This is a genomic window from Geobacter psychrophilus, from assembly GCF_056821595.1.
Genome location: NZ_JBXDTU010000004.1, coordinates 510,682 through 537,530, shown reverse-complemented (window position 1 = coordinate 537,530; position 26,849 = coordinate 510,682). Strand labels below are relative to the sequence as shown.

At 57.1% G+C, this 26,849-nt stretch carries 31 protein-coding genes and 1 tRNA gene; 29 read left to right on the top strand and 3 right to left on the bottom strand.

All coding sequences use genetic code 11. The features are described 5' to 3' along the window. Positions 1-18 precede the first annotated feature (18 nt). The 4 genes from ACOCF6_RS04725 to ACOCF6_RS04710 all read left to right on the top strand — a co-directional run bounded on the left by ACOCF6_RS04725 (position 19) and on the right by ACOCF6_RS04710 (position 2,683). Positions 19-480, top strand: a complete 462-nt coding sequence (locus tag ACOCF6_RS04725) for an RrF2 family transcriptional regulator (protein ID WP_482459239.1) — start codon at positions 19-21, stop codon at positions 478-480. A gap of 65 nt (positions 481-545) precedes the next feature. Further along, positions 546-1,499, top strand: coding sequence for a cysteine synthase A (gene cysK, locus ACOCF6_RS04720; RefSeq protein WP_482459238.1), 954 nt, complete (start codon positions 546-548; stop codon positions 1,497-1,499). Next, entirely contained in the window at positions 1,499-1,681 is a 183-nt protein-coding gene (locus ACOCF6_RS04715; protein WP_482459237.1) for a YezD family protein, read from the top strand. Before cysK ends, ACOCF6_RS04715 begins: the two co-directional genes overlap by 1 nt. Before the next feature lie 129 nt (positions 1,682-1,810). Beyond that, on the top strand, positions 1,811-2,683 hold the full coding sequence (locus tag ACOCF6_RS04710; RefSeq protein WP_482459236.1) for a P-loop NTPase family protein: 873 nt from the start codon (positions 1,811-1,813) through the stop codon (positions 2,681-2,683). A gap of 65 nt (positions 2,684-2,748) precedes the next feature. Here ACOCF6_RS04710 and ACOCF6_RS04705 read toward each other — a convergent pair. Further along, positions 2,749-2,824 (bottom strand) — tRNA-Lys (locus ACOCF6_RS04705). Positions 2,825-2,991: 167 nt separating this feature from the next. Here ACOCF6_RS04705 and ACOCF6_RS04700 point away from each other — a divergent pair. The 22 genes from ACOCF6_RS04700 (at position 2,992) to ACOCF6_RS04595 (ending at position 19,091) form a co-directional block, all read left to right on the top strand. Further along, on the top strand, positions 2,992-3,537 hold the full coding sequence (locus ACOCF6_RS04700; protein WP_482459235.1) for a class I SAM-dependent methyltransferase: 546 nt from the start codon (positions 2,992-2,994) through the stop codon (positions 3,535-3,537). Between the two features lie 437 nt (positions 3,538-3,974). Next, the gene (locus ACOCF6_RS04695; RefSeq protein ID WP_482459234.1) at positions 3,975-4,187 is read left to right on the top strand and encodes a hypothetical protein; all 213 of its coding nucleotides are present in this window, start codon (positions 3,975-3,977) and stop codon (positions 4,185-4,187) included. Continuing rightward, positions 4,184-4,525, top strand: coding sequence for a putative signal transducing protein (locus ACOCF6_RS04690; protein WP_482459233.1), 342 nt, complete (start codon positions 4,184-4,186; stop codon positions 4,523-4,525). Before ACOCF6_RS04695 ends, ACOCF6_RS04690 begins: the two co-directional genes overlap by 4 nt. 143 nt (positions 4,526-4,668) lie before the next feature. Next, complete coding sequence (locus ACOCF6_RS04685; protein ID WP_482459232.1) at positions 4,669-5,721, top strand: adenosine deaminase; 1,053 nt, start codon at positions 4,669-4,671, stop codon at positions 5,719-5,721. A gap of 80 nt (positions 5,722-5,801) precedes the next feature. Further along, the gene (locus tag ACOCF6_RS04680; RefSeq protein ID WP_482459231.1) at positions 5,802-6,404 is read left to right on the top strand and encodes a DUF922 domain-containing protein; all 603 of its coding nucleotides are present in this window, start codon (positions 5,802-5,804) and stop codon (positions 6,402-6,404) included. A 181-nt stretch (positions 6,405-6,585) separates the two neighbouring features. Continuing rightward, the gene (locus tag ACOCF6_RS04675) at positions 6,586-7,119 is read left to right on the top strand and encodes a cysteine hydrolase family protein (protein WP_482459230.1); all 534 of its coding nucleotides are present in this window, start codon (positions 6,586-6,588) and stop codon (positions 7,117-7,119) included. 95 nt (positions 7,120-7,214) lie between these two features. After that, positions 7,215-7,457, top strand: a complete 243-nt coding sequence (locus ACOCF6_RS04670) for a hypothetical protein (protein ID WP_482459229.1) — start codon at positions 7,215-7,217, stop codon at positions 7,455-7,457. A 64-nt stretch (positions 7,458-7,521) separates the two neighbouring features. After that, a complete protein-coding gene (locus ACOCF6_RS04665; protein WP_482459228.1) occupies positions 7,522-7,926 on the top strand; it encodes a DUF3617 domain-containing protein in 405 nt (134 codons plus the stop codon). 31 nt (positions 7,927-7,957) lie between these two features. Continuing rightward, the gene (locus ACOCF6_RS04660) at positions 7,958-8,482 is read left to right on the top strand and encodes a nitroreductase family protein (RefSeq protein ID WP_482459227.1); all 525 of its coding nucleotides are present in this window, start codon (positions 7,958-7,960) and stop codon (positions 8,480-8,482) included. 31 nt (positions 8,483-8,513) lie between these two features. After that, complete coding sequence (locus ACOCF6_RS04655) at positions 8,514-8,933, top strand: FKBP-type peptidyl-prolyl cis-trans isomerase (RefSeq protein WP_482459226.1); 420 nt, start codon at positions 8,514-8,516, stop codon at positions 8,931-8,933. Between the two features lie 11 nt (positions 8,934-8,944). Further along, positions 8,945-9,286 carry a YbjQ family protein gene (locus tag ACOCF6_RS04650; protein WP_482459225.1) on the top strand — a complete coding sequence of 114 codons (342 nt, stop codon included), beginning with the start codon at positions 8,945-8,947 and terminating at the stop codon, positions 9,284-9,286. Beyond that, complete coding sequence (locus tag ACOCF6_RS04645) at positions 9,283-9,495, top strand: hypothetical protein (protein ID WP_482459224.1); 213 nt, start codon at positions 9,283-9,285, stop codon at positions 9,493-9,495. Before ACOCF6_RS04650 ends, ACOCF6_RS04645 begins: the two co-directional genes overlap by 4 nt. A gap of 57 nt (positions 9,496-9,552) precedes the next feature. Then, positions 9,553-10,815: an MFS transporter gene (locus tag ACOCF6_RS04640; RefSeq protein ID WP_482459223.1), complete on the top strand. Its 1,263-nt coding sequence runs from the start codon at positions 9,553-9,555 to the stop codon at positions 10,813-10,815. Between the two features lie 119 nt (positions 10,816-10,934). Beyond that, entirely contained in the window at positions 10,935-11,225 is a 291-nt protein-coding gene (locus ACOCF6_RS04635; RefSeq protein ID WP_482459222.1) for an acylphosphatase, read from the top strand. Positions 11,226-11,464: 239 nt separating this feature from the next. Beyond that, positions 11,465-12,325, top strand: coding sequence for a sulfurtransferase (locus ACOCF6_RS04630; RefSeq protein WP_482459221.1), 861 nt, complete (start codon positions 11,465-11,467; stop codon positions 12,323-12,325). 127 nt (positions 12,326-12,452) lie between these two features. Beyond that, positions 12,453-13,721, top strand: a complete 1,269-nt coding sequence (locus ACOCF6_RS04625; protein ID WP_482459220.1) for a radical SAM protein — start codon at positions 12,453-12,455, stop codon at positions 13,719-13,721. A gap of 3 nt (positions 13,722-13,724) precedes the next feature. Continuing rightward, the gene (locus tag ACOCF6_RS04620) at positions 13,725-14,213 is read left to right on the top strand and encodes a hypothetical protein (protein ID WP_482459219.1); all 489 of its coding nucleotides are present in this window, start codon (positions 13,725-13,727) and stop codon (positions 14,211-14,213) included. 149 nt (positions 14,214-14,362) lie between these two features. Next, positions 14,363-15,376, top strand: coding sequence for an ABC transporter substrate-binding protein (locus ACOCF6_RS04615; RefSeq protein ID WP_482459218.1), 1,014 nt, complete (start codon positions 14,363-14,365; stop codon positions 15,374-15,376). A gap of 2 nt (positions 15,377-15,378) precedes the next feature. Continuing rightward, complete coding sequence (locus ACOCF6_RS04610) at positions 15,379-16,158, top strand: ABC transporter ATP-binding protein (protein WP_482459217.1); 780 nt, start codon at positions 15,379-15,381, stop codon at positions 16,156-16,158. A 9-nt stretch (positions 16,159-16,167) separates the two neighbouring features. Then, the gene (locus ACOCF6_RS04605) at positions 16,168-17,073 is read left to right on the top strand and encodes an ABC transporter permease (protein ID WP_482459216.1); all 906 of its coding nucleotides are present in this window, start codon (positions 16,168-16,170) and stop codon (positions 17,071-17,073) included. 255 nt (positions 17,074-17,328) lie between these two features. After that, positions 17,329-17,931, top strand: coding sequence for a flavin reductase family protein (locus ACOCF6_RS04600; RefSeq protein WP_482459215.1), 603 nt, complete (start codon positions 17,329-17,331; stop codon positions 17,929-17,931). A 2-nt stretch (positions 17,932-17,933) separates the two neighbouring features. Further along, entirely contained in the window at positions 17,934-19,091 is a 1,158-nt protein-coding gene (locus ACOCF6_RS04595) for a MalY/PatB family protein (protein ID WP_482459214.1), read from the top strand. Between the two features lie 85 nt (positions 19,092-19,176). On the opposite strand, the gene ACOCF6_RS04590 is transcribed toward ACOCF6_RS04595, so the two are convergent. Both ACOCF6_RS04590 and ACOCF6_RS04585 read right to left on the bottom strand, forming a co-directional pair. Continuing rightward, the gene (locus ACOCF6_RS04590) at positions 19,177-20,496 is read right to left on the bottom strand and encodes a diaminopimelate decarboxylase (protein WP_482459213.1); all 1,320 of its coding nucleotides are present in this window, start codon (positions 20,494-20,496) and stop codon (positions 19,177-19,179) included. Between the two features lie 102 nt (positions 20,497-20,598). Continuing rightward, positions 20,599-20,787: a hypothetical protein gene (locus tag ACOCF6_RS04585; RefSeq protein ID WP_482459212.1), complete on the bottom strand. Its 189-nt coding sequence runs from the start codon at positions 20,785-20,787 to the stop codon at positions 20,599-20,601. A 268-nt stretch (positions 20,788-21,055) separates the two neighbouring features. On the opposite strand from ACOCF6_RS04585, the gene ACOCF6_RS04580 reads away from it, so the two are divergent. The 3 genes from ACOCF6_RS04580 (at position 21,056) to ACOCF6_RS04570 (ending at position 26,842) form a co-directional block, all read left to right on the top strand. Then, complete coding sequence (locus ACOCF6_RS04580; RefSeq protein ID WP_482459211.1) at positions 21,056-22,399, top strand: TolC family protein; 1,344 nt, start codon at positions 21,056-21,058, stop codon at positions 22,397-22,399. Positions 22,400-22,413: 14 nt separating this feature from the next. Continuing rightward, complete coding sequence (locus ACOCF6_RS04575) at positions 22,414-23,541, top strand: efflux RND transporter periplasmic adaptor subunit (RefSeq protein ID WP_482459210.1); 1,128 nt, start codon at positions 22,414-22,416, stop codon at positions 23,539-23,541. A 67-nt stretch (positions 23,542-23,608) separates the two neighbouring features. Then, positions 23,609-26,842, top strand: coding sequence for an efflux RND transporter permease subunit (locus ACOCF6_RS04570; RefSeq protein WP_482459209.1), 3,234 nt, complete (start codon positions 23,609-23,611; stop codon positions 26,840-26,842). The last annotated feature ends 7 nt before the right edge of the window (positions 26,843-26,849 follow it).

Genomic DNA, 26,849 nt, shown 5'->3' with positions numbered 1-26,849 from the left:
TCTATATTTTTAATAGATATGCTATCCAAGAAAACTATATATGCCTTTAAGGCTCTCATACATCTGGCAGGTCAGCCAAGCGGTCAACCGATCCTGATTTCCGATCTTGCCCGGGATGAGAACATACCGAAAAAGTTCCTGGAGTTCATTCTCCTGTCGCTGCGAAAAGGCGGCATTCTGCTCAGCAGGGTGGGAAAAGGGGGCGGGTATTCTCTGGCGCTGCCTCCCAACAGGATAACAATCGGTGCTGTTGTTCGGATTCTGGAAGGTGACCTTGCCCCGGTACAATGCCTGAGCACAACCAATTATGCCCACTGCGAAGAATGCCAGGATGAAGTGACCTGTGGAATCCGGTTAACCATGGCAGATGTTAACGTTGCACTTTCAAATGTACTCGACGGTCTTACATTGGCAGATATGGTTGAACGAAGTGAAGTTGAGCGAAGCAAGCGCGAAAAAGTGGTAGATTACAGCATTTAATTTTTTTGCCACACATGTCTACTAGTTCTATAGAAAATACTGCGGCCTATCGAAAGGAGAATAACATGAGCAAAATCTACGCAGACAATTCCCAGTCCATCGGCAATACCCCGCTTATCAAACTCAACCACATTACCGATGGCGCCAAGGCCACCGTCCTAGCCAAAATCGAGGCCCGCAACCCGGCCTATTCGGTCAAATGCCGCATCGGGGCCAACATGATCTGGGATGCCGAGAAGCGTGGGGTGCTCAAAGCGGGTGTCGAGATCATCGAGCCGACCTCCGGCAACACCGGCATCGCCCTGGCGTACGTGGCTGCCGCCCGCGGCTACAAGCTGACCCTGACCATGCCCGAGACCATGAGCATCGAGCGTCGTCGTGTGCTGGCCGCCCTGGGTGCCAACCTGATCCTGACCCCCGGCGCCGAAGGTATGAAGGGCGCCATCAACCGGGCTGAAGAGATCGCCGCCGCCGAACCGGAGAAATACTTCCTGCCGCAGCAGTTCAAGAACCCGGCCAACCCGGAAATCCATGAAAAGACCACCGGTCCCGAGATCTGGAATGACACCGACGGCGGGATCGATGTCCTGGTGTCCGGCGTCGGAACCGGCGGCACCATCACCGGCATCTCGCGCTACATCAAGAACACCAAGGGCAAAAAGATCATCTCGGTCGCGGTCGAACCGAAAGAAAGCCCGGTCATCAGCCAGAAGCTGGCCGGTCAGGAGATCAAACCGGCCCCGCACAAGATCCAGGGCATCGGCGCCGGCTTTATCCCCGACACCCTCGACCTCTCCATAGTGGACCGGGTCGAGCAGGTCTCCAGCGATGAAGCCCTTGAGTTTGCCAAGCGTCTGGCCAAGGAAGAGGGGCTGCTGGTGGGCATCTCCTGCGGAGCCGCAGTAGCCGCTGCAGTCCGACTTGCCAAGCTGGATGAATTTGCCGGCAAGACGATTGTAGTGATACTGCCTGACGGAGCCGAGCGCTATCTTTCCACGGCACTATTCGAAGGGATCTGATGTCATCCCCCAGTTCCGACATCTGGAGCCGGGAGCTGGAACGATTGGTGCGGGAAGCGCTGGCATCGATCCGTTTCGGGACAGTTTCCCTGGTGGTCCAGGATGGCCGGGTCATACAAGTAGACAAGAGTGAGAAGATTCGCCTGAACAGGGCGGGACATATTGACGGCTGCGGTATTTAATGTAATTGAAATAGTGAGTTAACAAACCGTGCTGACCGGAAAACCGGAGGCCGGAGACTATTGAAAAATAGTCTCCGGCCTTTTTTATTACTGTGTATCAGTGGTGGGAATTGTCAGCAAGAGGGCATCATGGCAGATCATTTGGCATTTTTCGGCAAGGGTGGTGTCGGCACATCGACCCTTATTTCCAATATCAGCGCCGCCCTCGTTGAGTCCGGATTCCGCATCCTGCAGATCGGCTTCAGCCAGAAAGGTGACTCCTGCGCCATCCTCAACGGCGGCTTTCCGATCCCTTCGGTCTGGGAGCAGCAGGAAAAATGCAATCCCATAACCTTCGATTCGGTTGTACGCCGCGGTTTCAAGGATATCTACTGCATTGAACTGGGCCGACCGCAGGGTGAACAGGGCGCATCCTGGGCGGGGCAGGGGCTTGATCTGCTCCTGAAGCATGACTTGATATCGGCGCTGAATCCTGATTTTGTGCTCTACGATATTTCGGGAGACCAGACCAGCGCGGTACTGCAAACCTTATGTGAAAAGGTTGACCTGCACCGGGTCTTTGCTGTTACTACGGCCGATTTCATGTCACTTACGGCCGTCAACTCGATTGTTGAGCAGTTGGAACGCTTTGCCGACAATCATGTACCGGTACCCTTTGGCGGTCTGCTGCCCAACGGCATCCTCAGCTCATTCGAAGAGTCGTTCATTTCCGACTTTGCCCAGCATACCGGCACCCATACCCTGGGCAGGATACCCCGATCGCTGATGGTTCGTCAGTGCGAGCTTTACGGCAAGACGGTTATAGAGGCGTCGCCCTTATCGAACCAATCCTACTTTTACCGGCGGCTGGCAAACCAGATTGTGGATGAAGCGAGCAGGTTGACGGTCAAGCAGCAGCCCAGGCCATTGTCCCAGAAGCAGCTGAGGATATGGGCACAAGAATGGGCAGACCGGCTGTATGCACTGGAAAACGGCCTGGTGACAGATGGGGCGGCTATTTAATGAAGACGTCCGTGGGGGGTGATGGCGCTCATGTGATTGATGCAGCGGGAGATGAGGAGTGGAAATGGTGGGCACAGTTGGGATCGAACCAACGACCTGCCGATTAAGAGTCGGCTGCTCTACCAGCTAAGCTATGTGCCCATGGTCGCTACCCTAATCTAATTCGACAGCGCTGTCCAATTGATATAACGAATGAAACCTGCCGTAACGATTCAGATAAACGCTGTAGCGAATTTTACTTGACAGATTTAGTGTGACTATACATAATCTATAAAAAGAATAGGTAATATATGTAGAAGGGGGTTGCTATGGTTGCAGTAGCAGAAAGTGTCCGGCGTTACAGCCGTTTTTTCAAAAAGCAGCAGGCCATGGACGTCCTTGATTACGGAACCGGCACCATGCGTAACGCGGTCTATCTGGCGCAGGAAGGCTTTAGTGTCTATGCCGCAGATCTTCCGGATCAGGTCGAAAAGCTGCGCAATTGTCCGGCCCTGATGCATGTCGAGCGCCTGCTGGCCACCAATGAGCTGCCCCAGAGCAAGCTGAACGTGGATCTGGTGCTGTCAACCTACGTCTTCAACATCATCATGAACAGCGCAGAGCGGCATGTCTACCTGGATAACGCCGTAGCAAACCTGAAGCCTGGCGGGTACCTGCTGATGGAGGTGCGCTGTCCCAATCCGCAGGAGAGATGTGACACAGCCTGTGCTGACTATTTCTCGTGTGGCGAGTGCTCCAAAACCCTGACCCACGAGGAACTTGATACGCTGTTAAATCCTCACGGATTACGGCGCATCAGCCATTATTACCGCAGCCATGCGGTAGCTGCCATCTACCAGATGGCTCAGGCGTAATGTACGGATGCCTGCGAAAACATTTTGACGGTAGCGGCAGATATATAAATGTGAGAACGATGCATTTTATTTGCTATTGAATGACTGAACAACAAGAGCTAGAAGATAATTCTTCTGGCCTCGTTGTTTGACTAGCTTCCCCCGCCTGATCTCCTTTGACACTCCATATAAACAGTACTATAGTCCGCCTTGATGAAAATCCTTAAACAGACTCCTCTTGCAGATGCCTCGATTTGTTCAATGTAAATGTTCAGGAGAAGACGGCGGGATGTTGGCCGGAAAACCGGTCAACAGGTCACATGGGAAGTTATCCGGTATTCAGCTCCTTTCAAAATCAGTGAGATATGTAAATGTTGTACGTGATGAAAACATTGAATTGAAGCTTTGATGGGTAGATGACCGGATTCCGGTGATTTTCGAGTTACGGAATTAATTCTATGGAAAACTCAAAGAAAACTAAAAGTGCATTTCATGCATTGGTACTATTGCTACTCTGTGTCGGAATGCTAGCCGGTTATTATTGGATGCCGCTACTTGGTTTCATACTGGAGATTGCGTTTTGGATTTATGGTGGGATCACTATCAATAATGAGGCAAAGGCTGAATCCAGCAAAACAGACACTCAGACCGTTGTAAGTGAAAAAAAATGATAAAAATTTATTCTCCCAATGATGAGTTTGAGCTTTCGATGATTCGCGGTGTCTTTGATACCGAAAGCATCAATTACTTCATTCACAACGATCACTTCGGGTCTATGCAAGTCGGCCCGCAAATTGATCTCTTCAATAAAAAAACCATTATGGTTTCTCCTGCGGATGCAAACAGAGCAAGGGAAATCATTACCGATCTACTTGAACGCCAAGTTACTGATGAGGAAAACTACGCAGAATTTTCAGTTGGTCAAAAGTTGAGAATGGTCTTTGAAACACTATTCTTTTTCTGGTTCATTCCAGAGAATATACGGCGCAAAGAGCCATCTGACTCATAGCCTGCAATAATCGTCGAATAACATGGGTGTGGTGTCGGATGCCGCAAACGACGCGGCTCTGCACAACCCTTAACCGTTAGTCGCTAATCCAGAGATTTTAGGCACCCCGTCGCGATTTCAATGAAATCAGGAGTGACGTCACTATGAATTTCGACTCTATTCCACGTAAAGAGCTGCAGGATATCCTCTGCCGCATGCCGAAAGCAGAGCTGCATATTCACATCGAAGGATCACTGGAGCCGGAACTGATTTTCGAACTGGCAACCAGGAACCGGATTCAACTCCCTTACCAGACCATAGATGAACTGCGGGCGGCCTATGCCTTTACAAACCTGCAGAGCTTTCTGGACATTTACTATGCCGGAGCCGGCGTGCTGCAGACAGAAGCGGACTTCTTCGACATGACCTGGGCCTACCTGAAGCGTGCCAAAGCCGAGAATGTACGACATGCAGAAATTTTCTTTGATCCGCAGACACATACAACCAGAGGGATTCAATTTGAAACCGTGATCAGCGGACTGGATCGCGCAATCCGTCGCGGCCGTGAAGAACTGGGACTGAGCGCCTCCCTGATACTCTGCTTTCTGCGCCACCTGAGTGAAGAGGACGCTTTTATGACCCTGGCGGAAGCCCTGCCGTTCCGCGATAAGTTCATTGGGGTCGGCCTTGACAGCGGTGAGCGCGGAAACCCGCCGGAGAAATTTGCCCGGGTCTTTGCACGCTGCCGGGAACTGGGGCTGCGCCTGGTGGCTCATGCCGGTGAAGAGGGTTCAGCCGAATACATCATCCATGCCCTTGATCTTCTGAATGCGGAACGGATCGACCATGGCGTGCACTGCCTGGATGATCTCACCCTGGTTACACGGCTGGCCCAGCAACAGGTACCATTGACCGTATGCCCCCTTTCCAATGTTAAGCTGTGCGTGTTCCCGAGCCTTTCCGCTCACAACATCGCCAAGCTGCTGGCAGCCGGCATTGCAGCAACCATCAATTCCGACGATCCGGCCTATTTCGGTGGCTACCTGAACCAAAATTACACCGCAACCTTTGCAGCACAGCCTGAGCTAGGGGCGCAAGAGGCTTACCAATTGGCCCGCAACAGTTTTCAGGCCAGTTTTGCGGATGAAAGCACCAAGGCGGGATGGATCAGGGAGCTGGATGAATTCTTTGTGCAGTATCGCATGATGACAATTTAGAGGCGCCAAGCGGCACGGCAGGCCGGGTTGACAACCCGGTCGGTCAATTCGATTAGGTTACAGAAGAGGATGGTGAGCTTTTGTTCAATACTATTTCCCGCCTCCGAACAGGGATTGAAAGTTTATTCATTGCGCTGGTATTATTCTGCTGCTTGGCCGGTTTTGCCCATGCCAAGCCGTCAGTTTCCATCAAGCACACGTTCTACCCTGTTTCGGGAGTTAGTTCGCATGACCTGAGAACACAGATGGATAAAGCCGGCCCCGGAGCCAAGGGTCAAATCAAGGGAGATGCCCGCACGAAGTGGGTAGTAAGCTGCAGATTCGGATTGAAACAGGTTGCCGGGGGATGTCGCCTGCATAATGTCAGCACTTCCGCAAAAGTTACGTTCATCATGCCCCGATGGAAAAACGCCGCCAAAGGGAGCCCGGAGTTGAGGGAGCGTTGGCAGAGCTATACGAAGGCCCTCCAGAACCATGAAGACGGGCACAAGGATTTTGCTATAAAAGCGGCGCAGGAAATCGAAACCGTACTTTCAGGTCTTCGTCCGATGCACAGTTGCAGCGAGATGGAACGAACAGCCAACTCAACCGCCCGTGACATCCTGAATTCGTACAAAAAGAAGGAAGAGTATTACGATATTTATACGTTGCACGGTACGACTCAAGGCGCGTCGTTCCGTTGATTCCGGATTTGACCGTTGAAAGCCGCCTGCACTCGCGCTGCCGATTGGAAAGGAGAGGAAGATGAAAAGGATACAAAATGCTTTATGTCGGCACGGTGTACTTTTAATTTGCTGTTTTTGTGCAATGGTACTTTTTTGTTACCCCGCGGCAGCACAGAATATCATTGATGAATGGAACTCCGTGAAGACGCCCACTGCGCCGGAATTGAAATCAGTGACAATCGACCCGAAAGTGACAGCCCTCCTGCTGCTCGATTTTAACAAACAGACCTGCAATGCCGACAAACGCCCCCGTTGTATTGCCTCCATTCCCAAAGTGCAAAAACTTCTTGCGGAGGCACGCGCTCATGGTGTTTACGTGGTATACAGCCTCTCTGCCGGCGCTGCTGTTGCCGACATTGCCAGGGAGTTGATGCCGCTCGGCAAAGAACCGGTGGTGACATCGGGGCCCGATAAATTCCTAGGGACAGATCTGGAAAAAATCCTTAAGGAAAAAGGTATAAAAACCGTTATGGTAACGGGAACGGCAGCACACGGGGCCGTATTGTACACGGCCAGCGGGGCTGCCTTCCGGGGAATGCAGGTCATCCTGCCCGTGGACGGCATGTCTGCAGACAGTACGTACGCTGAGCAGTATGTTGCCTGGAATATGGTGAATGCACCACGTGTTTCGAATCAGTCGCTGCTGACCAAAATTGACCTGATCAGATATTAGCAAGCGATACATAGCGAAACTTCCCATTCAAATGGGGAGCGTTCCTGTTTTGTCACCGATTTGAAAAAACTGTGCCGGCAACATTGGTGATACGTATGAGAGCTGCCAATCCGAATGATAATCCACCCGTAGCCTTTTTCGTACTATTGATCTGCGTTGGTGTCATTCTCGTCATCGGTGGTTGGCGCAGGTTGCCTTTCAGGGTTGAAAACAGAGGGTTGTCCAGATTGCTGAGTACGTTCTCTACTGAAGAAAAAAATGATTATAATGCCGCTTTCCGTATACTCGCAGGTATCGTTATGGTCCTCACGGGAATGCTGGGACTGTTTTTCTTCTGACAGATGCCGACAAGTGATTTTTCACCACCCGAGACAGAACAACAAACCACAAAGGAGATGAGCCATGAAAAAAAGTATCATTGTCATTCTGTCCGCCCTGTTCCTTTCATCTACCAGCTTTGCCGCCGACACCATGCGTGAAGGTTACTGGGAACTGATCACCGTTATGGACATGCCCGGCATGCCGGTGAAAATGGCGCCCACCAAGGTAAAGCACTGCTACACCAAGGAAGATGTCAAGGATCAGAAGAAAACCATCTCTACTGACAAAAACTGTACCGTTACCGATCTGAAACAGACCGGCAACAAAGTCACCTGGAAGATGAAGTGTACCGGAAAGAATGCCGGGACTTTCAGCGGCGAGACGGTGTACAAGGGTGATGCCTACGATTCGACCATGAAGATGCAGAGCCAGGGGCAGACCATGAATATGAAGGTCAAGGCCAAGCGGCTGGGGGATTGTCCGTAATAATCACTTTGTAAGAATGAGGTTTCTATCTATGATTGACCTGTTACGCGGACGCCGCAGTATCCGGAAATATACCAGCCAGCCGGTTGACCGGCCAACGCTCGACCTGCTGCTGGAGGCGGCGCTGCGCGCACCGTCTTCACGCAACAACAAACCGTGGAAATTCATCGTGGTGGATGATCCTGAACTGCTGGCAACGCTTTCGACGGCCAAGACACACGGTTCAGCGTTTCTGCGCCAGGCGCCGCTGGGGATTGTTGTCTGTGCCGACATCACCAGGTCGGATGTCTGGATCGAGGACTGTGCCATAGCCGCACTGCTGATTCAGATGGAGGCACAGTCATTGGGGCTGGGGAGCTGCTGGATACAGATACGGAGCCGGCCGCACAGCGAAAGTGTCTCAGCAGAATCATTCATTCAGGGGCATCTGGGTCTTTCGGAGCAGATCAAGGTTGCCGCAATCATCAGTATCGGGTATCCGGACGAGATCAAAACGCCGGTCCCCGCCGAAAAACTGGATTATCCGAACGTGAGCTATAACCGCTACACTGATTAAGCCCGTCCGGGCGAAAGAAAAGGAAATTAATATGCACAGACTCGTTATTTCAACCATGATCTGCCTGCTTGCCGCGACCTCGTTTGCCGCTGACCCTGTTAAGCCGGTGGCGAAAGAGACAATAACAACAAAATCCGGGATGAAATACACCCCGCTCCGGGAAGGTTCCGGATCTGTTCCTCGCCCTGACGACACGGTACGGGTCAATTACCGGGGCACATTATTGAACGGCCGCGAATTTGACAGTTCCTATAAAAGCGGAGGGCCGGTTGATTTTCAGCTGAAAAACGTCATCAAATGCTGGACCGAGGGGTTGCAGATGATGAAGGTCGGCGGAAAGGCAGAACTGGAGTGCCCGTCAAATCTTGCCTATGGTGATGATGGTATTGTCGGTTCCGTCCCGCGTTACGCTACTCTTATATTTGAAGTGGAACTGCTCGATATTAGATAAGGAGGCCATTGATGAACGTGCAAATGGTTACTACGGCTTTTGAACTGCCAAAATATGAAATAGTCCGCAACATCGGTGTGGTCCGCGGTATTGTTGTCAGGTCAAGGTCAATCGTTGGTTCGTTTTTGGGAGGGATGCAGACGATTTTTGGCGGTAACATTTCCATCTATACAAATCTGTGTGAACAGACCCGGAAAGACGCCTTTCAGATCATGTGTACCCAGGCGGAAAGTCATGGAGCAAATGCCATCATTGCTGTGAGATATGATGCCACTGAAGTTATGGCCGGTGTTACCGAAGTGCTTTGTTACGGGACGGCGGTTGTCGTTCAGCCGATGGCGGGGCAGGTATGAAAACGGGTATTTTTCTTGGATCAGTCCTGTTTGTTGCTGCAGTTGTGATTGGCGTTGTCCAGCTGTGGTTTGCGCCCTGGAGTCCGGACATCTTCCTCAAGCTGGAGCTCACCGTTGGTGCAGCATTTCTCATTGATGTTGTCATCTGTTTTGTGATCAGGGAATACCATGATGACCGTTCAAATCGCGGCGGGGGGCGCCTTGACTGACCGCTGTCTATTGAATTGTTCTGCATCCTCACCATTAAATCCAACATACCGGTGCCGATGAAATCAGACGTTACACAACCGCAGACCGGCACGCACCGCGGCTCCTTCCTCTGGCTGCTGATGGCGCGCAGTGCCGGCATCATCGCCTACCAGATGGTGGCGGTGGCTGTCGGATGGCAGATCTACGCGCTGACCGGCCGGCCGCTCGACCTGGGACTGGTGGGACTGGTGCAGTTTATCCCGTCAGCGCTGCTGGTGCTGGTGGTGGGGCACACGGCCGATCGCTATGACCGCCGCCGGATCGTTTCCCTGGCGCAGCTGACCGAGGCAACGGCCCTGCTGGTGCTGCTGAGTGCGACCCTCGGCAATTGGATCAGCCGGGAGGTCATCTTTACCTTCATCTTTCTGTTGGGCTGCGGCCGGGCCTTTGAATTTACCACCATGCAGACCATGGTGCCGTCGCTGGTCGAACCGGAGGAACTGCCTCGGGCCATGGCGGTGAACGCCTCGGTGGCGCAGGCCTCCATCATTGTCGGGCCGATGCTGGGCGGGTTTATCTACATGGCCGGACCTGCCGTGGTGTACGGCATCGGCGCAGCGCTCTTCCTGCTTTCGGCGGTGGTGATCTCCTGCCTGCGGATCAGGCACATGGCCCGCTCCCGGGAGCCGATCAGCCTGGAGCGGCTGTTTGCCGGAATCGCCTTTATCCGCAGCCGGCCGGTCCTGCTGGGGGCCATCTCCTTCGACCTGTTTGCCGTGCTGCTGGGAGGCGCCACAGCCCTGCTGCCGATCTATGCCCGCGACATCCTGTTCGCCTCTCCCCGCGGGCTCGGCCTGCTGCGCTCCGCCCCGGCGGTGGGCGCCTTCCTGGCCTCCCTGTACCTGGCACGTTTTCCCCTCAAGAAGAAGGTCGGCCGGAAGATGTTCAATGCCGTGGCCCTGTTCGGTGCCGCCACGGTCGTCTTTGCCCTGTCGACCTCCATGCTGTTGTCGTTTCTGGCCCTGATCATCCTGGGCGGGGCCGACATGCTGAGTGTGGTCATCCGCTCATCCCTGGTGCAGCTGGATACGCCCGATGAGATGCGGGGGCGGGTAAGTGCCGTCAATGCCGTCTTCATCGGGGCCTCCAACCAGCTGGGCGAGTTCGAATCCGGTCTGACCGCCGCCTGGTTCGGGGTCGTTCCTGCGGCCGTGCTGGGTGGCGTCGGCACCCTGCTGGTCGTCGGCGTGTGGCGGTACCTGTTCCCCCAGTTGGTGGATCGCGACCGGTTGCTGCCTGAGCGGCTGACGGGCGCGGGTGACAGGATCAGCGTCAGCTAGTTCCTTTTCTCTGAAGACCCGCAAGCCAACCGGGCTGTCCCTGCCGTTGTTCCTGTCGTATCCGTATCATGAGTAGAAGTATGTTGGGTTTCAATCCATCAATAACCAAGGAATGTCGCATGTCGATACGCAAACAGATTCTGGTTAAAGGTATTGTTCAGGGGGTTTCTTACCGTATGCATACCCAGTGGGTTGCCAGGCATCACGGCGTCACCGGCTGGGTGCGCAACGTCACTGACGGCTCCGTAGAAGCCTGCCTTGAAGGCGAGGAAAGCGCTGTTGATGCCGTGATCGCATGGTGCAGCATCGGTCCCGAAAACGGGCTGGTTGACGAGGTGCAGATCCTGGCTGTTACACCTGGTGGCGGCTGCCCGGACTTCAGTATCCGGGAAGACCGGATTGCTACCTGATAGATGCTGTTGTATGAAGGCTGAGGACATCAGGGCAGGGCTGTAACGCCTGAATCAGTCTTTAATGTATATAAAACTTGTAGATAATATATAAATAAGTTGACATGCTGTTTATGGTTTGCTAGGTTACCTAAAACGGGCTGACCAGAAAAACTGGAGGCCAGGCTTGGAACGGGATAGATATGCCCCGTCCATGCCTGGCCTCTTTTTTTATTCCACACCCAACACAGGAGCCAATCATGAACACACAACCGATCCGTATTATTCTGACGCTGTTGACCCTGATGAGCCTGCTGACCGTCAACGCCTTTGCCGAAGGCAGCGGCTATAAAGGCTATCCGCGCGGGCAGGCCCTGATCAGCGTGCAGGAACTCAAGCGTCTGATCGATGCCAAAGACCCCAGGCTGGTGGTCCTGGCAGCCGAGAACAGCGTCGAGTACCACCTGGGGCATATCCCCGGATCACTGCAGGTGGACCGGCCGGCCATAGAGGCCCCCCCGGAAACACAGCACGGTATCAGCGGCAATATCATCGATGCCGCCGGCTTCTCCAAGCTGACCCAGAGACTGGGCATCAACCGGGATTCGCAGGTGGTGGTTTATGACACCAGGTATGATGCCACCCGCCTCTGGTGGGCCTTCAGCTACTACGGCAAAGGGGATGTGCGGGTGCTGGATGGCGGCATCAAGGCCTGGAAGGATGCCGGCTATCCGGTCGATCTGTTGGCGCATGCAGCACCCGTCCGTACTGGCACGTTCGTCGCCAGGGTCGCGCTGCCCGCGCTCCGGGTGGATACGCCTGAGGTGATTGCCGCCCAGAACAGTGCTGCGGCGCAGATCTGGGACAATCGCGATCTCAAGGAGTTTACCGGCGAGGAACTGAAAAAAGGTGCCTATCGCGCCGGCCGCATTCCCGGCAGCGTTCACAGCAACTGGACGGTATTCAAGAAAAAGGAGAACCAGGCCGAGTGGCTGACCGCCGCAGATCTCCAGCGTGTGCTGCACAATCTCGGCTACGAGCGCAGCAAAGAGCAGTATTTCTACTGCCAGTCCGGCGTGCGCTCAACCCAGGCCCTGTTTACCCTCTATCTGGCCGGCTGACCGCTGGATAAACTGCATAACTACGACAGCTCCTGGATCGGCTGGTCCAGGGACAAAAATCTGCCGCTGGTGACCGGAGTACCGCTGGCTCCGTCTCTAGCCCGGACAGGTTTATAGGAGACTGACAATGACACTCGCTCTGGCCCGAAAAGCCCACGTATCAGACCTGGATTTAGTGGCACAGCGCTATCCGGATGTGCCCCGCCTGATTATCCTCAAGACCGACGTACAGCGGCGCGGTGCGTTTTATAGCGATGCGGCGGTCGGACTGCTGGATGAACGGCTGCACCAGACTACTGGCACCCATATCTTCGGAGCCCGCGACGGCCGGATCGCTGCCCGTCCCGAGTCGCTGCTGCTGCGGGACGGAAGCTCGATCATCACTACCCCGACCGCCCTGGAAGAAGGCCCCTACGTGGTGGACCTGCTGGAAGGGGAGCCCTGGCTGTTTGACGGAGGCCTGCCGGTGGAACCGGTCGACTATTGGCCGGCACCGGCTTTTTATGCCAGGACCAGCAGTTCCGGGGTGCCGATGAAGAACATCGTCAGTGCCCGCCCCCAGCGGCTGAATATCTTTCCCTATCGTTACTGCACCTTCTGGAACAACGGCAAGGGCTGCGCCTTCTGCGATATCGTCTCCCAGCTGAAAAAAGGTGGCAAGGAACTCAAGATCCCGGCCAGGCTGGATCCGGTCGAAGTGGGGGAGGTGGTCGGCGAAGCGTTGAAAGAGCAGGGGCGCTTTTCAACCGTGTTCCTGACCGCCGGTTCCATGGTTGGCGGCGCACGGCCCTTCGATGACGAAGTGGATTACTACATCGCCATCCTGAAAGAGGTCGGCCGGAACTTCCGTACCCACAAATTCCCCAGCCAGATGATCGGCACCGCCTTTGAAAAAGATCAGCTGAAAAGGCTCTACGCCCAGACCGGGCTGACCAGTTATACCTCCGACATCGAAGTGCTGGACGAGGAGCAGTTTAACCGTCTCTGCCCCGGTAAGGCGGAATGGATCGGCTACAGAGAGTGGAAAAAACGTCTGATTGATGCGGTGGATGTATTCGGCCCGGGCCGGGTGAACACCGGACTGGTGGCCGGCATCGAGCTGGCCGGGCCGCACGGTTTCCGCAGCGAGGATGAAGCGCTGGCACGGACGCTGGCCGAAGCCGAGGGCCTGGCGCAACAGGGGGTCAGCACGGTCTTCATCGTCTGGTCGCCGCGCCCCGACACCCCGCTGGGGAGCTTCAAAAACGCCTCGCTGGATTATTACATCCGGCTGGCGCGGGGGCTGCACGCCCTGCGGGTCAAATACCGCCTGCCCATCGACCACGACAGCTACAGGAACTGCGGCAATCATCCCGACACCGATCTGTCACGGCTGTTACCGCTCTGGGAGGAATGAACCATGTCCAACGAATTACGCACATTGGTCGCCACACTGCTGGCAGATACGGCAACACATGCCAGCATCGCCACCCTGGATGAAGCGGGCGCGCCCCACAGCGTGCCGAGTCCCTTCCTCAGGCAGGATGGGCAGGGGAGGCTGGTGCACCTGGAACTGCTGGAAACCTCCTCCAGCCACCGCAACCTGCTGCGCAGCATCTGGTTCGAGCGGCCGGTCTCCATCACCCTCAGCGGTCGTGATGGCCAGGTGCTGGTCATAACGGGGCGGACGTACAAGGCCCATGTCTCCGGGCCGCTATTCAGCGCATATTACCGCGAGGTGCGCAACGCCCTGGGCGATGCCGACCTGGCGGCGGTCTGGTTGATAGAGGTGCTGCAGGTACGCGATGAGACCTATCTGCTCCGCAAGGAGCATGAAGAACGATTGCACCCCTTCCATCTGCATCTGGACCGTCTGGCGGTAGAGCATGGATCCCTTCCCCTCCCTTGACGGGAGGGGATTGAGGGGTGGGTGAAATTGCTGCGGAGGTAAACATGGCAAATTCCCCCACCCCCTAACCCCCTCCCGCAAGGGGAGGGGGGACCATTACCTGGCCGGACATTACTGATTTAAACGTAAATTCAAAGGAGACATACACAATGAAACGTACCACCTTCCACCCGATTCGTATTTTCTCACTCCTGCTCGCCATCCTCGTTACCATTCCCTTCGCAGCCTCAGCCGAGGTCAGGGAGGTGCGCATCGCCAAACAGTACGGCCTGGGCTATCTGCCGCTGATCGTCGCTGAGGAGCAGCATTTGATCGAGAAGCATGCCCGGGCAGCCGGCCTGGGGGATATCAAGGTGACCTGGGCTACCCTGGGGGGCGGCAGCGCCACCAACGACGCCCTGCTGTCCGGCAGCGTCGATTACGTCTCCAGCGGCGTTGCCCCCCTGATCCTCCTGTGGGCCAAGAGCAACGGGGCCGTCAAGGGGCTGGCAGCCCTTGATACATCGCCGCTCTTCCTCAATACCAATAATCCGAACGTGAAATCGATCCGTGATTTCGGCGACAAGGACCGTATCGCCCTGCCGGCGGTCAAGGTCTCGATCCAGGCCATCGTCCTGCAGATGGCGGCGGCCAAGGCCTTTGGGTTTGAAAACTATGCCAAACTGGACAAGTTGACCGTCACCATGAAACACCCGGATGCCATGGCCGCGCTCCTGTCCGGCAGGTCCGAGATCAATGCCCACCTGACCAGCCCCCCCTTCATGTTCCAGGAGCTTGATAGCAGGAATGTCCGGACGGTACTCAACTCCTACGATGTCCTGGGCGGACCGCACACCTTCAACGTCATCTCCACCACCAAGGTCTTTTACGAAGCCAATCCAAAAATCAACAGGGCGGTCCTGGCCGCCATTGAAGAGGCCGATGACTTCATCAAAAAGAACCATAAGGCCGCGGCCGAGATCTACATCAAGAATAGCGGTAGCAAGGAATCCCCGGCAGACCTGCTTTCCCAGCTCAACAACCCGAAGCTGGGGTATTCGACGACCCCGACCAATATCGCCAAGTTCGCCGATTTCATGCACCAGACCGGTACGATCAAGACCCGGCCGAAGGATTGGCGGGAGCTGTTTTTTCCCGCTGTCCACGGCAAGAAGGGGAGCTGATCATGGCGACTGCAGCGGCAGAATCACTGCTTGATGTCAGCGGCGTCACGCTGCGCTACCGGGCGCAAAACCATACAGTGACGGCAACCGAAGGCGTCACGTTCCAGGTGGCTCGCGGTGAGCGGATGGTGCTGCTGGGGCCCTCCGGCTGCGGCAAGTCGACCCTGCTGAAAGCGGTCGGCGGGTATCTGAAGCCGAGCGCAGGGAGCATTACCCTGAACAGCAGGCTGGTCGAAGGGCCGGGACCGGACCGGGTGATGGTCTTTCAGGAATTTGACCAACTGCTCCCCTGGAAGAGCGTGCGTGAGAACGTGGCCTTTGGTCTGATCGCCAGCCGCAGCCTGCCCAAAAGGGAAGCATTTGAGCGTGCTGACGAGACCATCCGCACGGTGCATCTGCAGAAATTCGCCGACTCCTATCCCCATACCCTGTCGGGCGGCATGAAGCAGCGGGTGGCCATCGCCCGCTGCCTGGCCATGAAGCCGGATATCATCCTGATGGACGAGCCCTTTGCCGCTCTGGACGCCCTGTCGCGCAGACGGATGCAGGATGAACTGCTGGAGTTGTGGGGTGAGTCCCGCTTCACCATGCTGTTTGTCACCCATTCCATTGAAGAGGCGCTGCTGCTGGGGGACAGGATCGTGGTGATGTCGCCCCATCCGGGCCGGGTGGAAGAGATTCTGGAAGCGGACCGGGTTAATTCGGCCGCTGCAAACAACCCGGAACTGACGGAACGGATCCAGCGGATCCTGTTCCGCTCTGCTCCGGAATATACGATTTGAGGCACGATCATGACGAAAGAAAGCGCCGCAGCAACCACTATTGAAACAGCAGGCATCACTGCTGATACCGCAGTTGTAACCGCATTCGCCAGGCAGGGCATCACTCTGGGACACATTTGGGATCAGGCCTGGCTGCGACGAACGGTGCTGCTGGTGCTGATGTGCATCCTGTGGGAGTGGTACGCCGGGCACCTGGCCAACCCGCTCATGCTTCCGACCTTCAGCGCTACGCTCAAGGCGCTGGCCGAGGCACTGGTCAACGGAACGCTGCCTGCCCGTATTCTGGTATCCCTCAAGACCCTGATCGTCGGATACGGCATCGGTGTGCTGCTGGCACTGGTGCTGGCAATGGCAGCCGTTGGCAGTCGCCTCGGCGCAGATCTGCTGGACCTGTGCACTGCCATGTTCAATCCCCTGCCGGCCATCGCACTGCTGCCGCTGGCACTGCTCTGGTTCGGGCTCGGCACGGGCAGCATCATGTTTGTGCTGGTGCATGCCGTGCTCTGGCCGGTGGCCCTGAGTGCCCACGCCGGGTTTGCCGGGATCAACCCGACCATCCGCATGGTCGGCCGCAACTACGGCCTGATCGGCATCCGTTACGTAGCCACCATCCTGATACCGGCCGCCTTTCCTTCGCTGCTGACCGGGCTGCGCAACGGCTGGGCCTTTGCATGGCGCACCCTGATTGCAGCGGAACTGGTCTTCGGTGTCAGTTCGGGCAGCGGCGGCATCGGCTGGTTCATCTACGAAAACAAGAACCAGCTGGAAATACCGGCGGTCTTTGCCGGCCTGATCACCGTGATCGTGATCGGCATCGCCGTGGAGAACCTGGTCTTCACCGGCCTCGAACAGAGGACTGTCGTCCGCTGGGGAATGAAAAACAGCGGGCATGACAGCCGCTCCGGCCCGGCATAAGTGCCGCCGGTGAACATCTGCTGTCGTGAATGCTCCAGTTCGCTGCAGAAAACCCATGGCCGGGGGGGATTCCCTTCGGCCATTTCTGTGCCGTGCGAACAGACTTTGTTTGAAATTGTTTTTCGCTGCCAGACGGCATACTATATCCCCTCACCACTTCTTCAGGGTAGGATGCGGGGAAACTGACGGTAGTGCATTGAAAGCGGACCCATGAAGACTGATGAAGAAACACAAAAACAGAGGGAGATCATTGACATGAAAATATCACTGGGTGCCAAGACCCTGGCACAACCGACACCCACCTGGCTGGTGGGGACCTACGATGCTAAGGGCAAAGCCAATATCATGACCATCGCCTGGGGCGGCATCTGCTGCTCGTCGCCGACCTGTGTGGCCGTGTCCCTGCGCAAAGCGACCTATACCTATGATGCTATCGTGGCCCGCCGGGCCTTTACCGTCAACATTCCCTCCGAGACCCATGTCCGCGAGGCGGATTATGTCGGGATCGTCTCGGGGCGGGATGTGGACAAGTTTGCCGTGACCGGTCTGACTCCGGTCAGAAGCGAGCTGGTGGATGCCCCCTATGTGGCCGAGTTCCCCCTGATACTGGAATGCCGACTGCTGCAGACGGTCGAGATCGGGCTGCATACCCAGTTCATCGGCGAGATTGTCGACGTCAAGGCCGATGAATCCGTACTGAACGACAAGGGGCTGCCCGATGCTGCCAAGGTCCGGACCTTTTCCTACGATCCCGGCTCCCGCAACTATTTTGCCACCGGGGCGCTCCTGGCCCAGGGGTTCACCATCGGCAGGGGCTTGATTGACGACAGCGGCATCAGCCTGGCAAAGAGCGAGTAGACATGACCGGCACTGAATTCGATTTTGACACGGTCATCGACCGCAGTGGCACCAGCAGCGAAAAATGGGACAAGTACCGGGGGCGCGACATCATCCCGCTCTGGGTGGCGGACATGGATTTCCGTTCTCCGCCGGCGGTCATCTCCGCCTTGCACGAACGGATCGAACAGGGGGTCTTCGGCTACACCCATCCGCCTCAAGGGTTGGTGGATGCGGTGCTGGAGCACCTGGGTCGGGATTTCGGCTGGCAGGTGCAGCCCACATGGCTGGTCTGGCTGCCGGGGTTGGTCTGCGGGCTGAATGTGCTCTGCCGGGCTGTTGGTGAAGCGGGTGACGAGGTCGTCACCTTCACACCGGTCTATCCGCCGTTTTTGTCGGCCCCGACCCTGTCGCAGCGTACCACGGTCGAGGTGCCGCTGAAGCTGGACGAGGGGCGCTGGGTGGCGGACCTGGAAGCCCTGGAACGGGCCATCACGCCGCGCACCAGGCTACTGCTGCTGTGCAGTCCCCATAACCCGGTCGGCCGTGCCTGGTCACAGCAGGAACTGGAGCAGTTTGCCGGGGTGGCCGAACGTCACGACCTGATCATCGGTTCGGACGATATCCACGCCGGTCTGATCCTGGACGAGGAGACAGCCCATATCCCGATTGCCACCCTGTCGCCGGACATCGCCCGCCGCACGATTACGCTGCTGGCCCCCAGCAAGACCTACAACATCCCCGGGCTGGGCTGTTCCTTTGCGGTGATCAGTGACCCGCTGCTGCGAAAAAGTTTCATCAAGGCGGCCGGACGGATCGTGCCGCACGTCAACCTGCTCGGATATACGGCTGCCGAGGCGGCCTATTGTTACGGTGAAGTGTGGCGGCAGGCGCTGCTGACCTATCTGAGAGGGAACCGTGACCTGGTGGCGGAGGCGATCGGGAGCATCCCCGGACTGGCAACCACCCACGTGGAGGCCACCTACCTGGCCTGGATCGACACCCGTGCCAGCGGCATTGAAAATCCCGGCCAGTTTTTCGAGCAGGCCGGGGTAGGGCTGTCAGATGGCGCGGAATTCGGTGCACCCGGATTTGTCAGGCTCAATTTCGGCTGCAGCAGGTCCTTGCTGACAGAAGCGCTGGGGAGGATGGCGGCAGCGATCGCCGCCCGTACGAAATGAAAACCAGAAAAGCCAGGGAGGGTATCCCTGGCTTTTCTGATGTCTGGTTATTCAGATGGTCCCGGCCGTTGTGCCGGATTCTCTATTACAGTTCTACATCCAGCTCATTCTGGAAGATCTGTTCCAGGGTCTGTTTCTTCCTGATCAGGACAAATTCCGAGCTGCGTGTCTTCATGACTGCCGGCGGCTTGCGGTGCGAGTTGTAATTCTCCGGCGACATGCTCTCGGAATAGGCGCCGGTCCCGCCGATCACCACGTAATCGCCGATCTCCGGTTCAGCAATCATCACCGGCACAATGTTGCCGTCATTGTCCAGGCGCACCGAATCGCCGCTTTCGCAGCATCTGCCGACAATGCCGAACGGCTTGGTCCCGGCTGCCGGAATGTTGTCGTATTCGCTGGAGAGCAGCGTGCCGTCCTGGCGCACGATCGTGATCGGGTGCTCGGAGCCGTAGAGCAGCGGCCTGGTCAGCAGCTCCATGCCGCCGTCAACGATCAGGAAATTCAGCTCGTTGGTCAGCTTCTTATCAATGATCCGGGTAATGATGTGGCCGGAATTGGCAACCACGAACGTCCCCGGTTCGATCTCCATCTTCAGTTCGCGGCCGGTGGCCTCTTTAAACTCCTTCACTCGCTGGGCGGCATAGGCTCCCAGGGAGGCAATATCCGCCTGTTTTTCACCCGGCATCCTGGCCACCTTGAGGCCGCCGCCAAAGCTGACCCGTACGGCATCCGGAAAGAGATCCCTGACAAAACCGAGCTCGCGATCGATATTCTCGCGCCACTTCTCCGGGTCGCCGCCCGATCCGATATGCACATGCACCTGGGTAAAGTGCAGCCCCATCTCGTCGGCCAGGGCTTTCACCGCGGGCACATCATTGAGGTGCACGCCGAAGCAGGAGTATTCGCTGCCGGTATCACGGGTCTGGCTTTCGCCGCCGCCGGCCGAGCCGGGATGGACCCTGATGGACAGCTCTATGCCGGTTTCCTTGGCAAAGCCTGCAATCAGGCGGAACTGTGTCAGAGAGCAGACATTGTATTTCAGGCCGGCACGGATCATCTCCTCCAGCTCTTTACGCTCTTCGCCGCTCGGGACTTCCTGGGTCGTCAGCATCATGCGGGTGTAGGGAATCCCTGCAATGTGGGCCCGGGCCGCTTCATCCAGCGAAGAACAGTCCAGGTCAAGACCCTTGTTGGTCACTACGCGCAGTACCGTGCGGTCCGAGTTGGCCTTCATGGCGTAGCGCACATGCAGGCCGAACGGGTTCGGCATGCTCAAGAGCTGATCGCAGCTGCGCTCGATGAATGCCTGATCATGCAGGTAGAGCGGCGTGCCCCATTTCCGGGCGATCTCCGGTACCAGTGCTGCATCAAATTTTGTCGGTCCAAAATGTTTCACTGTCATCTCTTCAACCTCGCTATTTTGAAATGGCTTCACTCACCTGCGAGTTTCGCGGGGAGTGTAAAGGGGCACGTACTTGCCGGAGCATTTTGAAATTTATAAATGTTACCCTTCTCTCCGGACATTTTCTACTGTTTTTCTCAGCCAGGCCCAAAAAACTGACTTCGAAGCGGTAGTCTTGTTGCCGGCAACCATGTTCCAATGCCTGCATCCCGCTACCTGGTTGATCTGCTGAATCTCGTAGTTAGCTGGTTTGCTGATAGTATTCAGCAGTGTCCGGTTTGGTCTTTGCATTAAGCCTCCCCTCCCTTGACGGGAGGGGATTGAGGGGTGGGTGAAGCTGCCGTCAGCATCAAATATGGCAAATTCCCCCACCCCCTAACCCCCTCCCGCAAGGGGAGGGGGGACTTTTAAGTGACAAATGCATAAACCTAACCGGCAGTCGCTGGGTAGTATTAAGAAAGTAGCCCGTTACTGCGTCAGAATTCAGCATCAGTTTTTTTATTGACATATAAATTATAACATATATAATTTTCACTATATTTGACACCGAGGAGTGCGTATGATCAGGTCTATTCTTGCACTGTGTATGATTGCGGTTTGTGCCGCTACGGCGGGGGCGGAAACCTTCCGGCTGGGCCTCAAGGATGCCATCGGCATGGCGGTCGAAAAAAACAACCGGGTGCGGGCCGCCGGATTTACGGCAGAATCTGCCCGGCAGAGTATCGCCATCGTAACCTCCCGCTACTATCCCTCCATCTCCTTTGATGAGAGCTTCACGATCTCCAATTCCCCGACGCAGACCTTCATGATGAAGCTGGATGAAGGACGCTTCAGCCAGAACGACTTCCAGATCAATAACCTCAACAATCCCGGCACCCAGCACGATTTCAGGACCGCTCTCACGGTCAGGCAGCCGATCTACAACCCGTCCATCCCACCGGCCCGGGAGATGGCTGTCAAGGAATCTCACATCCAGGACACGCGCTACGAAGGTTCGAAACAGGAAACAGCGTTCAGGGTGTTCAGGCTGTACCTGGATATCCAGAAGGCCCAGGCCCGCCTCCGTGCCGCTGAACAGGCCGTCAGCGAGGTGCGGGAGCACATGCGGCTGGCGACGGTCCGCAATCAGGCCGGCGTCGGCCTGAAATCAGACGAGTTACGGGCCCGCACGAACCTTTCCATGAACGAACAGCAGCTGATCAGCGCCCGCAACAATCTCACCATAGCCCGGATGGAGCTTGCCAACGTCATAGGGCTCAAGGAGAGCGACAGCATCGAACTGGTTGATGCAAAGATTGCAGCCCCTCCGCTGCTCCAGACACCTGAGGAGTTGGTTGCACTGTCGCTCGACAGCAGAATTGAACTGAAACTGTCGCAGACGGAGTATGAAAAGGCGGATGCTGCCCTGTGGCTTGCCCGCAGCAGCTATCTGCCAACTGTCGGCGCCTTTGCCACCTATCAGATGAATTCCCGGGACACACCCTTCAGGACGGACAACGATTCCTGGAATGCGGGCGTTGCCCTGACCTGGCAGCTGTTTGACGGATTCAAGCGCTGTCGCGAGCGGGACAAGGCGGTCGCAGAAAAATCCGCCGCAGCCGAGCTGCTGCAGCATGCCACGCGCGAATCCGGCCTGCGGGTCAGGGAGAGCTATCTGCGCAGCGAAGAGATGGCCAAGCGCCTCGAAGTTGCCGTCAACACCCAGCAGGATGCCGAAGAGACCGTACGTCTTCTGACCCAACGATTTGAAAATTCGCTGGCCACCATGGTCGAGGTTCTCGACGCGCAGACAGCGCTGAACCAGACCAGGGCAGATCTGGTGGATTCAGAGGCAAACCTGGCCCTGGCACGCGGCTATGTCTATTTCAGTGCCGGAATTTTTCTCAAGGAGATGACCAAATGATATACAGGAGCGACATGAGTACCATTACCTACAGGCTTCGCAGCGTGATCCCCGCAGTGGCCGTCCTGCTTGCTTTGGGCGGCTGCGGCGGCCAGCATGGCGACAACGCCAAAAAAACCGACGTTCCTGCTCCGGTGGTCAAAGGTCTGCTTCTGGAAACAGTTTCAAGCGCTGCTCTGCCCGAATCGGTTGAATTGGTCGGCACGGTGCGGTCCCGCAGTAGTGCCGTCGTCTCAACCCGTGTTCCCGGCACGGTCAGCAGCCTCAAGGTGCGTGAAGGCGATCGGGTCCGCAAGGGGCAGTTGCTGGCACAGCTGGATGCCCAGGAGAACCAGGCCCAGGCAGCTGCCGCCGTTTCCGGCGTGGACGAGGCGCAGCGCGGGCTTGAAGAGGCCCGCTCCCGCAAAAAGCTGGCCGATACAACCTTTGAACGGTATCAGAAGCTGTTCAAGGAGCAGGCCGTCACCCGCCAGGAATTTGATGTGAAACAGTCCGAGCAGGAACTTGCTTCCCAGGGGGTGGCCAGGGCCGAGGCGCGCCTCAATCAATCACGGGAAGGATCCCGGGCAGCGGCTGCCATGTCGGGATACACCCGCATTATTGCCCCTATCTCTGGCATCATCTCCGCAAAGCAGGTTGATCCGGGAGCCACGGTCTTTCCCGGTCAGCCGCTGATGACGATAGAGGATGAGGGCAACTACCAGCTGGAGCTGGCTGTGCCGGAATCCTTGTCCGGTAAGGTTAAACCTGGTTCGCCAGTGCAGGTGACCCTCGATTCCGGTGTTACCACCCTGAACCTGAAAATTGCAGAGATCGTCCCGGTTGCCGATCCGAACAGCCGCACCTTCATTGCCAAGGTCAACCTGAGTCAGAAGGGACTTGCGTCCGGAACGTTCGGGCGTGGTGCCATAGCGCTGGGCACCAGCACAAACGGCATGCGGGTCAGGAAAGCAGCACTGGTTGAACGCGGCGCATTAAGCTTTGTCTGGGTCGTGGACAAGAACAGCATCGTCCGCATGCGTCTGGTCAAGGTCGGTAAAAACTTCGGCGACAAGGTGGAGATTCTCTCCGGCCTGTCCGATGGTGAGCGGGTTGTTGTCAGTGGCGTTGAGAAGATCAGCGAAGGGTCTAAGATGGAATAATCACAATCGGGAGCAAGATTTTTTGACCTTGTTGATATATGAACAGTGACTAAAGAGGTTTAACACTATGCAACATCTCGGCTTCGCCGGAAAAATAGCCCGCGCCTTCATCAACTCGAAACTGACCCCGCTGATCGTCGGCGCCTCGCTGCTGCTGGGCCTGTTTGCCATCAAGATGACCCCCCGCGAGGAGGAACCGCAGATCGTGGTTCCCATGGTGGATATCTACCTGCCCATGCCCGGATCTTCGCCACTGGAGGTGCAGGAACGGGTGGTCAAGCCCTTCGAGTCCAAGCTGTGGGAGATCAAGGGGGTCGAGTACCTCTACTCCATGAGCCGCCCCGGCCTGGGCATCATCACCGTGCGCTTCCTGGTGGGACAGCCGATGGAGGAGTCGCTGGTCAAACTCTACAACAAGGTCATGAGCAACCGCGGCGTACTGCCGCCGGGAGCCGGTGAGCCGCTGGTGGTGCCGAAATCCATCGACGACGTGCCGATCATGGCCCTGACGCTCTGGTCGGAGCGCTATGATCACGGCACCCTGCGGACCCTGGCCCGGGAAGTGGCCGATGAACTGAAAAAGAGCGAGAACAGCGCCGAGGTCGAGATCAAGGGCGGCCTGCCTCGCCAGCTGCGGGTGACGCTGGACGCCCCGCGCCTGGCCGGTTACGGCCTGTCGCCCCTGCAGGTGGCGGGTGCCCTGCAGAAGGGCAACGCCACACTCTCATCCGGCGCATTCTCCGGCGCCAATAAAGAAACAATCGTTGAAACCGGCGGCTTCCTGGAGAGCGCAGAGGCGGTCAAACGCACGGTGGTCGGTGTCTTCGGCGGCAAGCCGGTCTATCTCAGTGATGTGGCCCAGGTCCGGGACGGCCTGCAGGAACCGCAGGACTATGTCTTTATGGGCATGGGACCGGCTGCTGCCCACAAGAATCTGACCGGCACACCGGGACAGGATTATGCAGCGGTAACGATCTCCGTGGCCAAGCGCAAGGGCGCCAACGCCACCTGGGTGGCCGAGGATCTGGCCCGAAAGGTCGAGGCACTCAAGGGCAAGCTGATCCCCTCCGATGTGCAGGTCACGATCACCCGCAACTACGGCGAAACCGCCAAAGAGAAGAACAACGAACTGCTGTTCCACATGTTCCTGGCGGCCATCTCCGTCACGATCCTGATCGCAGTCTTCATGGGGTGGCGGGCCGGTGCGGTGGCGGCCATCGCCATCCCGGTCACCCTGGCACTGACCATGCTGATCTTCTATCTGATCGGCTACACCCTCAACCGCATCACCCTCTTTGCCTTGATCTTCTCCATCGGCATCCTGGTGGACGACGCCATCGTGGTGGTCGAGAACATCCACCGCTACTTCACGACTACGGTCATGAAGCCGCTGGATGCGGCCATCAAGGCGGTCGATGAGATCGGCAACCCGACGATGCTGGCCACCTTTGCCGTGATCGCCTCGATCCTGCCCATGGGCTTCGTGGGCGGCCTGATGGGCCCCTACATGCGGCCGATCCCGGTCGGCGCCAGCATGGCCATGCTCTTCTCCATGCTGATCGCCTTCATCGTGACCCCCTATTTCGCCTTCCGCTTCATGAAGGGAGAGTCACATCACGACTCCGGCGCAGCACCCGAAGATTCCAGGTTAACAGCATTTTACCGCCACTGGATGGGGCGGCTGATCCACGAGAAGGGGCTGCGCTACGGTTTCCTGGGTGCGGTGGTAGTCCTGCTGCTGCTCTCCTGCTCCCTGGTCCTGTTCAAGGCCGTGACGGTCAAGATGCTCCCCTTCGACAACAAGAACGAGCTGCAGGTGATCATCGATGCGCCGGACGGCACGCCGCTGGAGCAGACCGCCCGCATCTCCCGCGAGATGGGCGACGCCCTGCGGGGTGTGCCGGAGGTGACCGATTTCCAGCTGTATATCGGCACCAGCGCCCCCTTCAACTTCAACGGCCTGGTGCGGCATTACTACCTGCGCAAAGGCTCGAATCTGGCCGATATCCAGGTCAACCTGCTGCCAAAGGATCAGCGCAAGGATCAGTCCCATGCTATCGCCAAGCGCATCCGGCCGCTGGTCAAGGCCATTGCCGACAAGTACGGAGCCCGGGTCAAGGTGGCCGAGATTCCGCCCGGTCCGCCGGTGCTGGCCACTCTGGTGGCTGAGATCTACGGACCGGATGATGCTGCTCGCGCCGGCACCGCCCGCAAGGTCAGGGACATTCTGGTCAAGACTGCCGGCGTGGTGGATGTGGATATGTACCGCGAAGATGATCAGCGGAAGGTGACATTTGGCGTTGATCGGGAAAAGGCGGCCCTCTCCGGCATTGCCGTGGATGACGTTGCCCGGACCCTGGCCATGGCTCTGGGAGGGGAGAACAGCGGATTACTGCACCTGCCCAAGGAAAAGGAACCGGTCTACATCAACCTGCGCCTGCCTGCCGGGGAGCGCAGCTCAATAGCGGATCTCTCGGCGATCTACGTTCCCGGCCAGAAGGGGAGCGTGCCGCTCTCCCAGCTGGTGCGGACAACGACCGGCAACGCGGAGAAGACCCTCTACCGCAAGAACCTGAAGAACGTGGTGTATGTGATCGGCGATGTGGCCGGCCAGATCGAGGCGCCGGTGTACGCCATCCTCAAGATGCAGAAAGAGATCGCCGCCCTGTCGAACCCGGACGGCTCAAAGATCGAGGTGTTGGCATCCCGGCAGCCCTGGAGCGAGGAAAAGCTGGGCATGAAGTGGGACGGTGAGTGGCACATCACCTACGAGGTCTTCCGCGACCTGGGGATCGCCTTCGGTGCCGTCATGGTGCTGATCTACATCCTGGTAGTGGCCTGGTTCCGGGACTTCACCACGCCGCTGGTGATCATGGCCCCTATTCCGCTGACCCTGATCGGCATCCTGCCGGGGCACGCCCTGTTCGGTGCCTTCTTCACCGCTACCTCCATGATCGGTTTCATCGCCCTGGCCGGGATCATCGTGCGTAACTCCATCATCCTGATCGACTTTGCCGAGATGAAGCGCCGCGAAGGGATGGCCCTGGATGAGGCCATCATCGAGGCCGGCGCCGTCCGCTTCCGCCCCATGCTGCTGACCGCGGCTGCGGTGGTGGTAGGGAGCTTTGTAATCGTCTTTGACCCGATCTTCCAGGGGCTGGCCCTGGCCATGATGTTCGGCGAGATCGCCTCGACGACCCTGTCACGGGTAACCATTCCCATATTGTATTACCTGGTCCAAAACTGGAAGGAACGGCATCATGTCGGTGAACCACACATACAGACTTCATCTGAATCGTAACGAGGAG